The organism is uncultured Victivallis sp. (assembly GCA_944389935.1).
GTDB lineage: Bacteria > Verrucomicrobiota > Lentisphaeria > Victivallales > Victivallaceae > Victivallis.
Map to the genome: position 1 here is coordinate 1 of CALXOE010000073.1, position 10678 is coordinate 10678.

At 58.9% G+C, this 10678-nt stretch carries 9 protein-coding genes; 2 read left to right on the forward strand and 7 right to left on the reverse strand.

Annotated elements, in window-relative coordinates; all coding sequences use genetic code 11:
- Positions 1 to 50: 50 nt before the first annotated feature.
- The 6 genes from Q0J85_RS14735 to Q0J85_RS14760 form a co-directional block, all read right to left on the reverse strand.
- Positions 51 to 296: a hypothetical protein gene (locus Q0J85_RS14735; protein ID WP_294482992.1), complete on the reverse strand. Its 246-nt coding sequence runs from the start codon at positions 294 to 296 to the stop codon at positions 51 to 53.
- Positions 297 to 665: 369 nt separating this feature from the next.
- Entirely contained in the window at positions 666 to 1691 is a 1026-nt protein-coding gene (locus Q0J85_RS14740) for a substrate-binding domain-containing protein (protein WP_294482994.1), read from the reverse strand.
- 128 nt (positions 1692 to 1819) lie between these two features.
- The gene (locus Q0J85_RS14745; protein WP_294482995.1) at positions 1820 to 2479 is read right to left on the reverse strand and encodes an HD domain-containing protein; all 660 of its coding nucleotides are present in this window, start codon (positions 2477 to 2479) and stop codon (positions 1820 to 1822) included.
- A complete protein-coding gene (gene feoB / locus Q0J85_RS14750) occupies positions 2476 to 4680 on the reverse strand; it encodes a ferrous iron transport protein B (protein ID WP_294482996.1) in 2205 nt (734 codons plus the stop codon). Before feoB ends, Q0J85_RS14745 begins: the two co-directional genes overlap by 4 nt.
- Before the next feature lie 80 nt (positions 4681 to 4760).
- Entirely contained in the window at positions 4761 to 5456 is a 696-nt protein-coding gene (locus tag Q0J85_RS14755) for a metal-dependent transcriptional regulator (RefSeq protein ID WP_294482998.1), read from the reverse strand.
- Positions 5457 to 5643: 187 nt separating this feature from the next.
- On the reverse strand, positions 5644 to 6438 hold the full coding sequence (locus tag Q0J85_RS14760) for an AraC family transcriptional regulator (protein ID WP_294483001.1): 795 nt from the start codon (positions 6436 to 6438) through the stop codon (positions 5644 to 5646).
- 122 nt (positions 6439 to 6560) lie between these two features.
- Here Q0J85_RS14760 and Q0J85_RS14765 point away from each other — a divergent pair, with 122 nt between their 5' ends.
- Positions 6561 to 8432 (forward strand): beta-L-arabinofuranosidase domain-containing protein, encoded by a 1872-nt coding sequence (locus Q0J85_RS14765; RefSeq protein WP_294483002.1) that lies wholly within the window; start codon positions 6561 to 6563, stop codon positions 8430 to 8432.
- 60 nt (positions 8433 to 8492) lie between these two features.
- Here the strand turns inward: Q0J85_RS14765 and Q0J85_RS14770 are convergent, their stop codons facing one another.
- A complete protein-coding gene (locus tag Q0J85_RS14770) occupies positions 8493 to 9596 on the reverse strand; it encodes a DUF362 domain-containing protein (protein WP_294483003.1) in 1104 nt (367 codons plus the stop codon).
- A gap of 90 nt (positions 9597 to 9686) precedes the next feature.
- Here Q0J85_RS14770 and Q0J85_RS14775 point away from each other — a divergent pair, with 90 nt between their 5' ends.
- Entirely contained in the window at positions 9687 to 10574 is an 888-nt protein-coding gene (locus tag Q0J85_RS14775) for an Hsp33 family molecular chaperone HslO (RefSeq protein ID WP_294483004.1), read from the forward strand.
- Positions 10575 to 10678 lie beyond the last annotated feature (104 nt).

Here is a 10678-nt window from a genome sequence, read left to right on the forward strand (position 1 = left end):
TGATTTCTACTCCAAGTCATGATATAGTATTTACATGTTGAAACGTATATTTAACAAGCAGTAACCACGAGGAGCTCTATCAGCGTAAATGCTGCCTTGACCGTCGCATGGTCGTGGGCGGCAGGGGGCGTGTCCGCCGCCCCCCGCACCCCCGGCGTCCGGCAAGGTGCCGGTGCCGCGTACGGGGCGGTCACGGACTCGGCTGCGGTCAGCCGACGCGAGGGAAAAGAGCCGCAAAAACGCGAACGGCTCTTCCCGCTTTTCTGCGGAAAGATTTCTTCGCGTTTTTGCTCCACTTCGCCGCTTGCCGAGCGGAGACTTTGTTGCGGGGCGATGACTGGCCGATGGGGAGTTTGATGGGGGGGTAGGTACGGAGAAAGACGCTTTCTCCCCCCCGAACTCTTCTCTTGACTGCCGGGTGCACGTCAGAGAGGGATGGCATATTTGACGAGTTTTCACCACGGGGAGCGCGATGAGCGTAAATTTCCGCCCGAACGTTGCCGGGACATGCCGGGAACACACGCCCTCCCGGGGCTGTTCCGTCAGAAAAGATTGAAACCGCCCGCGCGCCACCAGCGCCTCCGTCCTCCGTTCCGCCATAATGCCGCTCTCCTTGTTTCTGGGTTAAAAAAAGTTCAATCCGTTCATCCGGAAAACATTTCCGTTCAGGCCCGCATTCCGGACCGACTCGATTCACCATACTGGATCAGACACCGGGCAGGCTTCAGGCACCGCACCTGGCCGGGATCGTTCCGCAACATCGCCAGAGCCTCCCGGATCAGCAGGTCGAGATCCGCATTTTCCAGCGTCGTGATGCTCGGCGTAAGATATGCCGCCCACTTGACGTCATTCACTGCTGCGAGCCGGACATCCCGCCCCACACGCATTCCGAAATCGCACAACACCCGGGAGAGACCGATCGCCGCAGTCAGCGTCGTGCATAGCACCGCTTTCGGCCTCCAATGCTCCTGCAGCAACCGGGAGGCGACCCGCACCGCGCGTTCAAGCGTATCCTCGTAAAAATCGACCGGATCGTTCACCAAAACTCCGCGCACGGGAAATTTCTCCCACATTCGGAACCAGCCAGTCACAATCTCGTCGAGAGGCTGGGTATTGAAGCAGTCAACGGGATCCCCTCTCTCCGCAAGGTGTTCGAGCAGACAGGTCACCGCCTCGACCGGCGTGGGCAGAATAGAGAAAAAACCCCGATCCGTCCAATCCGTTTCCAGTACCACCACCGGCTTGCCGCACTCATGCAGCTTGCGCAGCAGAAGTTCCGACGGCGGCTCGAGTTTCGGCAGCAGAAAAATCAGATCAAAACGGGAAAGCGCATCCGCGACAGCCGGATCATTCCAGTGCGTGAAGTAGACCGGGCGCAGAATCCGCCCCGCCCGGCTCAACGCCCGGTCCAACGCCGTCTGCCAGCGGATCGTCAGCATCGACACAAAGGCCGGAGCCAGAAATACATACCCGCCGCGAAGACCCTCCGGAGAAAATGGCAGCGCCTTGCCATCCTCCTCCCTCGCAATGACGCCGGTCTCCACCAGATGTTTCAGCGCCTTGCGGGCGGTCATATAACTCACCCCGATCTCCTCGGCGAGTTTTCTCTCCCCGGGCATGGGCGAAACCAGGTAGTCCCCGTGGAGCACCCGGCTTTTGAGAATTTCCGCAACTTCCAGATACTTCGGCATCGTTCGCTCAAATCTTGTATTTATAGCACTATCGCTATAAATATTATAACAAACAAAAAATCCAATGTCAAGAGCAAACGGCAAAAAAAAAGAAAAGCGGAAGAAAAATCCGCCTTCCCTGACATCGATCAGAGATTCAATCCGGTCTCTTCGTTCAGCCGCCGGAAAAACGCATGCATATAGCGGGCACGACTCCGCGCAATCCGTTTTCCCGGTTCGGTGAGCATCCCTCCCGGCAGGTGGTGCAGTTTCACCAGATATTCACGGTAAGCGGTGTCCTCGCGACTGTATGCGGGGGAGTTGACCGCCTCGGCTGCCGTATTGTGCAGCCGCGCATGTTCCCGCCCGGCAAAGAGAAACGCACGCCCGATTCCGACCGCGCCGAGAGAATCGAGTTTGTCGGCATCATAGACGATTTCGGCCTCCAGCGTGGCGGGAATCCGGCCCGCACGGTAACGGTGCGTCAGAACCGCCGCCGAAACATGCGCCGTGAACGCTTCGTCAAACCCTGCCTCGCGCAGCAGCGGAACGACCAGTTCCGCCCCCAGCTCGGCATGGCACTTCCGGCCTTTCGCGGCCATCTCCTCCGGCCGGGCCACATCGTGCAGCAGCGCCGCCATGCGGACAACCCGGCGGTCGGCCATCGGCAGTTCTTCCGCGATCCGCAGCGCATTGGCCAGCACGCGCAACGTATGGTCGAAATCGTGACAGCCGCTCGCACGGTCGAGTTTGGCTTTCACCCCCGCGGCGATCGCCCGGAACTTCTCCTCATACTCGGAATCGGTCATCCTGCCAACCCGTTTCCGGAGGTTTCCACCGCGACCGTCGACTCAGCCGGTTCGGAGATCGTCGTCCCGATCTTCAAAATCGATCCGGTCTGAAAGACGATGAGTGTGATCGTGTAGGCGATCACCGTGAACAGCAGAATCTGTCCGAACATGAATCTCCACGAATTCGATTCCCGGCGCACCACCGCCATCGTCGCAATACAGGGCACCGTCAGCAGACAAAACAGCATGATGCAGAACCCCTGGAGCGGCGTGTAACTCTCCTGGAGCACCTGGCGGAGCGTCCCCTCTTCCGCCTCTGGATCATCCACCGAATAGAGAATTCCGAGCTGCGCGACAAAGAGCTCTTTGGCCGCGAACGCGCCGATCAGCGCAGAACTCACTTTCCAGTCAAAACCGATCGGCTTCATGACCGTCTCAAGTCCGCGTCCGATGCGTCCCGCAATCGAATACTCGAGCGCCTCCCCTTTGCGCTGAGCCTCCAGCCTGGAAACGGCAGCGTTCTTCTCCGACTCCGTCAGCGTGGAATCCTGCACGGCGCTGATCGCGGCATCGTAGTCCTGCGAAAAGTTGCTCTTCTCCGGGAACGTGGAAATGACGAAGAGGATGATCGATGCCAGAAGAATCAGCGTTCCGGCTTTCTGCAGATAGAGCGAAGTCTTCTCCCACATCAGAATGAGAATGCTGCGCAGTGTCGGCAGCCGGTAGGGAGGCAGTTCCATGACGAAGACCTCCCCCTCCCCCTTGAAAATCGTCGATTTCAGCACAAGCGCGCAGCCGAGTGCGACGATGATTCCGATCAGGTAAAGAATCCACATGACCAGCGCCTGATATTTGAGCGCGAAAAATGCCGGAATCAACATCGAGTAGATCGGCAGTCGCGCGCCGCAGCTGATGAACGGCACAACCATGATCGTCGTTCGCCGGTCGCTCTCGTTGTCGATCGTCCTCGTCGCCAGCACGGCCGGCACCGAGCAGCCGAAACCGATCAGCATCGGAATGAAACTCTTGCCATGCAGTCCGAACATGTGCATGAATCCATCCATGACGAACGCCGCGCGCGCCATGTATCCGGTTCCCTCGAGAATCGCTATGGCGAGAAACAGAAACAGGATGTTCGGCAGAAACACCAGCACCCCGCCGACGCCGCCGATGATGCCGTCAACGATCAGCTTCCGCAGAAACTCCGCCTCACCCGCCGGCCAGACCGCCGTCACGGACTCTCCGAGCCACCCGAAAAACGCTTCGAGATAATCCATCGGAAACTGTCCGAGCGTAAAAGTGAACTGGAAAACGAGGTACATCATGACAAGAAAGATCGGCACCCCGAGAAAACGGTTCGTCACATATTTGTCGATCACATCCGATAATTGTCTGCGCCGGTCGTTGCTGATCGTGATCGCCTCGCGGCATGCTCCCGCGATCACTCCGTACCGGACATCCGCCATCAGCGTCCGGCTGTTGATGCCGTTCCGGGCAGCGATCTGCCGCCGCCACTGCTCCGCTTCCCGGCGAAACGGTTCCAGATCGGGGCGCGCACAGATTTCCGGATCATCCTCCAGCACCTTGATCGCGAAATACCGCGCGGGAATCCGCCGGGTTTCCGGCAGGTTCAACGCGGCGATTCCGGCGGTCAGAGAACGGATCGCCTGGTCGGTTTTCGGACCGTACTTCGGCTTCACGGGACGCTGCGGGGATGGATTGTTCCGGATTTCGGCGATCGCGTTTTTCAACTCGTCGATCCCCTGGCCGGAAGATCCGACCGTCGTCACAATCGGAGCGCCGAAGAACTGTTCGAGCTTTCCGAAATCAAAGACGAGCCCCTGTTTCTCCGCATCGTCGATCATGTTGAATGCGAGCAACATGGGAATATCAAGCTCGGTCAACTGCGTCGTGAGATACATGTTGCGCTGAGCGTTGCCCGCGTCGATGACGTTGAGAATCAGATCGATCTCATCGTTCAGCAGCTCCTGAAAGGCGACTTTCTCCTCCGGCGACGAGGAGGCGAGACTGTAAATACCGGGCAAATCGATGATTTCGGCCCGGAAGTCTCCGATCCGGCAGAACCCGGTCTTGCGCTCGACCGTGACTCCGGGATAGTTGCCGACGTGCTGCCGCGTGCCGGTCAACCGGTTGAATATCGTCGTTTTTCCGCAGTTGGGATTGCCCGCCAGGGCAATCTTGAACACTTTGTTCTCCATGGAATCAAGATCCTCAAAATGATAAACGTATCATCTGTAATTAGAAATCACTAAACACTCTTTCACAAAAAAACTTACCATCAGGTAAGTTTGACGCTGATGAAAGCCGCGTCGCGCGAACGCAGCGACAAACTGCTGCCCATGACCTTGATCCGGAGCAGACCCCCGAACGGCGCGTGCCCCTCGACCTGCAGAAGTGTGCCGGGGACGAGACCGAGATCGGCGAATTTCTTCACGCCGCGCAGATTTTCGTCGACCTGAACAACCACGGCGGATTGCCCGATCGGGAGCTCGTTGAGCGGAATGACATTGGCGAGCTCCTCCTCCGCGACCTCGGTGCCGATTCGCGGCATGGTCGTTGCCAGAAAATCGCGCAGCGGCGCGCAGTCCTCCCGGCCGGATATCGCCTCAATGAGAACGACCATGCGCGACAGAACCGTCTCGCTGATGACATGTTCGATTCTGCAGGCGGTTTCATCAGCCTCGGTCTCCTCCAGTTTCAGGAGTCCGGAGAAGAAACTCTTGAGTGCCGAATGGCGATGGCGGATCACCGCCGCCATTTCCGCCCCCCGACTGGTCAAAACCACCGGGCTGTGCGACTGATAGTTGATGAGCCCCCGCACGGAAAGCGCCTGAAGCGCGTTCGTCACCGACGGCATCTTCACCTGAAGCCGGTCGGCGATGTCTTTGGTATGGGCGTGGCCTTTCGTTTCGATGATCTCGGCAATCGCCTCAAGATAATCTTCCAGGCTGCTGGAAATCACATTGTTGCTCATAAGCGCATCTTCCTTTCGCAAGTCTAATATACCATGGCGGGAAACGATTTTCAAACTGTTAGTTAGATATACCTAATTATTTTCTCAAAAAAAATTTCCTCTCTCAAAAGTCGAAAAATCTCATTCCATGTCACACCGCCCTTCCCCGCCGAATGTCGGGATGCCGCATCCGCCCGGGGCCCCGTCCTCACTCCGTATTCATATGTCCGAGTGAGTGTGCGGCCCGGTACTCCGCGGGGGAAAGGCCGAACTCCCGGCGGAACCGGCGGCGGAAATAGGCGGGATCGTTGAAGCCGGACTCGAATGCGATCTCCTTGATGCTGAGCTTTCCCGCAAGCAGCAGTCGGCAGGCGTACCGCAGCCGGGTGAGATTGATCTCCTGCGTCACCGTGTGCCCCCAGGCGTGACGACAGACCCGGTTCAGATAATCGGCACTGCAATGGAGCGCTTCCCCCAGAACCGCGGTCGAGAGCGACTCCTCGAAATGCAAAGCGATATACTCCCGCGCCCGGAACGCCAGGCCGGAAGAGATCTCTCCCCCCTCCTCCGTTCCGCCCTGCGGAGTCCGCTCAGCCTCGGCCAGCAGCAGTTCGGCCAGCAAATCGGCGGAATTCCCCGTTCCGACCTCGCGCAGTTCAGAGAGCAGCAGCTGAAAATACTCCCCCATGCGTTCCGGTCGGACCGCCGCCCGGCAGGAGTCCATCGCGTCGAGCCGCTTCTGCCGCTCCGGGCTGCGCGGCAGGAAATGACACCAGAAAAAGACCAGATCCCGGTCGTAGGCGGAAAGTCCCCCATGCCGGAAACCGGGACGCAGCAGCAGAAAACTCCCGGCTGGGACGGAAAACTCCCGCTTCTCCTCGAACATCTCCAGCGCCCCCGCGGACACGTAGATCAATTCCCAGCTGTCGATAATCCGTGTGCCGTGACGCCCGCGCCCGCGCGAAACAAAGCGCCCCGCATGGATGAGTTCAACCGGTTCCATCTCCCCTCCGAAGTCGGAATTGTCTCTCTTTTTATCTAATTTATCCCTCTCGCCGCAAAATGCAAGTGGTGGTATACTATTGTGGAGCCTCAAAAATCAACCCAGAAAAGGAGAGTGTCCAGATGCAACAGTCCTTTTTTCCCGTCGACCCCACTGCCGTGCACTTGAGCGATCCGGTCTTCACCGCCCGCATCGAGAGCTGTCACAACACCACGATTCCCTCTTCGGTCGCCAAGTGCCGGGAGACCGGCCGGATCGACTCGTTCCGTCTCGCCTGGCGGGAAGGCATGCCGAAACGTCCGCACATCTTCTGGGATTCGGACTTCGCGAAAGTGCTCGAGGGCATGGCGCTTGCGCTCGCGCAGAATCCGGGAGACAAAACGCTCGCCGATGAACTCGACTCTTACGTCGATCTCGTCATCTCCGCCCAGCAGCCGGACGGTTATTTGAATACCTACTTCACCCAGGTCGAACCGGACAAGCGCTGGAGCAACATCTTCGAGTGGCATGAGCTCTATTGCGCGGGTCACCTGATGGAGGCGGCCGTCGCCCATTTCCGCGCGACCGGCAGCCGGAAATTCCTCGACGCGCTCTGCCGCTATGCAGACTGCATCGCCACGGTCTTCGGAACCGAACCGGGCAAACTCCACGGCTACCCCGGCCACGAGGAGATCGAGCTCGCACTGTGCAAACTCGCTGACGCCACCGGAGAAAAGAAGTATCTCGACCTCGCGAAATATTTCATCGACGAACGCGGTAAAAAACCCAACTTCTTCCTCGAAGAGGCCGAACGGAACAAGACATGGCTGGACGAATCCGGCCTCCGCAACCGCCAGGCGCACATTCCGGTGCGTGAACAGAGCGATGCCGTCGGACACTCGGTCCGCGCGCTCTATCTTTACATCGGCATGACCGACGTCGCCATGCGGACCGGAGACGCCTCTCTGCTCGACGCCTGCCGCAAACTCTTCGAGAGCGTCGCAGAAAAGCGGATGTACCTCATCGGCGGCTGCGGTTCAACCGCCATCGGCGAGGCGTTCACGACCGATTACGACCTGCCGAACGACACCGCCTACGCCGAGAGCTGCGCCTCCATGGCGTTCGCGCAATTCGCGCGCCGCATGGCCGATGCGACCGGGGAAGCGCAGTATGCCGATGCGATGGAACTCTCGCTCTACAACGGGTGTCTCTCGGGCATCTCGCTCGAGGGAGACCGTTTCTTCTACGCGAATATGTTGACGGTCGACGATGCGAGCTTCCTGCACGGTCACGTCACGGCTGAACGCCAGCCCTGGTTCGACTGCTCCTGCTGCCCGACGAGCTACTGCCGTTTCCTGCCGCAGCTCGGCGGCTTCGCCTGGTCGCAGCGCTCCGGCGAACTGCGCTGCAACATCCCGGCGGCGGGCACCGTCTCCTGCAACGGGATGCAGATCCGGGTCACGGGAGGGTATCCCTACAACGGCAATGCGACGTTCGAGTGTCTCAGTTCCGGGACGTTCACGCTGAGCATCCGCATTCCCGCCTGGTGCCGCAACTGGAGCGCGAAACTCAACGGGAAAACGGTCGAACAGCAGCCCGAAAACGGTTATCTCTCCCTTTCGCGCGAGTGGAAAGCAGGTGATAAACTCGAACTTGCGCTCGAGCTTGCGATCGACGTTGTCCGCGCAAATCCGCGGGTCACGGCCGATGCGGGGAAGATCGCCCTCATGCACGGTCCGCTGGTCTACGCGCTCGAGAGCATCGACAACGGACCGGGGGTCAACGCCCTCATCGTCCCGGCCGACCAGACGTTCTCGCTCGGCGAAGCGAAAGGACTCGCCGGCGTTCCTGCGATCATCGGCGAAGCATGGCGCGAGACGGACGTCTCCAACGGCGAGCTCTACTTCCGCAATCGGAAGCCTGCACGCGAAAAAGTCCGGATCACCGCGATCCCCTACGCCCTCTGGCAGAATCGCGGAAAATCGGAACTCGCAACCTGGCTCAGAAGCAACTGATCCGGTCGCCATACGGAAAACGGGAGGGGGGGGGGGAGTCCCCCTCCTGCTTTTTTTTGATTACTCGACCTCCTCGAGTTCATACTGCGTGGTACCGCATCCAAGCTCTTCGAGATAGCGAACCACGGCATAGGGGTCCTTGTGGTGAATGCGCTCAAAGAGGTGAAGTTCCGGATCGTCCGCCAGATCCCACCCAGGCGGCAGCGCGTTCGGGATGAGCTCCTCGCGGTCGATGAGGTCGAGCGTGGCCTGTTCAATCGCGACGATGTCGTTTCCCGCGAGAATGCCGATATCGGGAATCAGGCGCGGCGTGGTCATGCTCCAGCAGTCGCAGAAGATCGTCGTATCCATGAGCATATTGATGAAAATCCGGCGATTACCGGGGAAGTGTTCGAGCAGTTTCGCACTGGTCATCGCCATTCCTTTCTGGAAATTGAGATAACCGCCCGGCGTCATGCGGATCGCTCCGACCGGGCAGATGAGCGCACAGTGCTGACAGAACTTGCAGTGGTGATAAAAGACGTCGAGCTTGTTCTGTTCATCGAACTTCATCGCATGGTTCGGGCAGTGGGCGACGCATTTGCCGCAGTGAATACATTTCGCCTCATCCCAGACGAGGCCGCCCTCAAGCGCGTGCAGCATCTGGCGCATCGCATCCGTAACCGCCCCCATCGAAAGATTCTTGGAAGCGCCGCCGAAGCCGCAGACGCCGTGCCCTTTCACATGCGAAAAATCGAGCAGCACATCCGCCTTGAGAATCGCGCCGGCAAGCTCGATCCGGTCCATGCTCTGAAACGGCGGCTCGACCGGAAACGTCCGGAAGTCGGACTCGTCATCGCCGCAGACCGGCACGATCCGGCAGCCGAAGACCTCTTCCGTGTAACCGCGGTCGATCGCACCGATGGTGTCCCGTTTCAGGTCGGTGACAAACACCTCTTTCGCACCGGCGGCCTGCACGGCAGCGACCAGTTTGCGCACAAAAAAGGGGTGAATCGTCGAAAAGCCGCCTCCCCCGCCCAGATGCATTTTGATTGCGACGGTGCGATCGCGCACGGCCGCCGGCAAATCGAGCTTCTCCAGCAGCCGCTGGAATTTGTTGCCGATCGAATTGGCCGGTTCGAGCGTTTTCGGGGCAAAAGCGGCGAACAACAGTCGGGCACTCATTTGATTCCTCGCATTTTTCGTGTATAGTAAAGTAAGGAAGATACAGTACCATCACATCACGCTCATGTCAAATCGGGAGAAGAATCAAAAATGAAGAGCGACCTGCCGGACTTCATGCTGCACGCGATATTCAAGAAACCGGCCTTTCAACTTGTGGTCGGGAATTTCCGGAAGCTGGCGTCGCAGGGGATTCTCCGCCATGACGCGGATCCGGTCGCGGGACGGCTGCTGGCGGAGGCGCTCTCCTCCGCGGCGCTGATGACGGCACTGCTCAGCGATGGAGAACGCTACTCCATCCGGATCGGCTGCTCCGGCCCGCTCGGAGCTCTCATTGTCGACGCGAAATCAGGCGGCGCGGTCCGCGGACTCGTGCAGAACCCTCATGTGATGGAGAGCGCTGATTCGGTCGAAGTCGCCTGCGGCGATGCCGGTGCGGATGTGAAGTTGACCCGCTCGCAAGATGGAAAAATCTTGAGTTCGGGAGAATCCCGGAGCAGTTTCATCCTGCCGGCGTCGGCGCTTGGATACCACCTTTCGGTCAGCGAGGAGCACGAGACCGAGATCCGCTGTGAAATCGAATTGCGGGCCGAACCTGCCGATCCGGTCCGGAGTGCATACGGGGTGCTGGTTCAGGTGCTGCCCGGCTGCGATCCGATGGAATTCGACCGCATTCGGACCCGGCTCCAGATGCCGGAAGTCGGCGAGATCCTGAGGAACGGGATGGAAAAACCGGAAGAGGGACTCCGCGTGCTGCTCTCGTTTCTGCTCGAACGGCTCGAACTGCCGGAATTCGCCCTCAAGAAACTTTCGCCGGCGCGGTTCGAGTGCGGTTGCTCGGCCGAGTCGCTCAAAAAGACGGCATTCCAGATGCTCGGTCGGGAGGAGATCGAGAAACTCCTCTCGGAAAATCCGAATCCGACTCTTCAGTGCCGTTTCTGCAACGCAAAATATCACCTATCCGCCAACGACTTGCGCTAATTTTAACCACAGCAGCAACAACGGGAGCCGATTCGCTCCCGTTATTTTTTTTGCAGAAAAAACGTTTTTTTTTTCTTCCTGGCTATTGCTTTTTTTAAATTTTC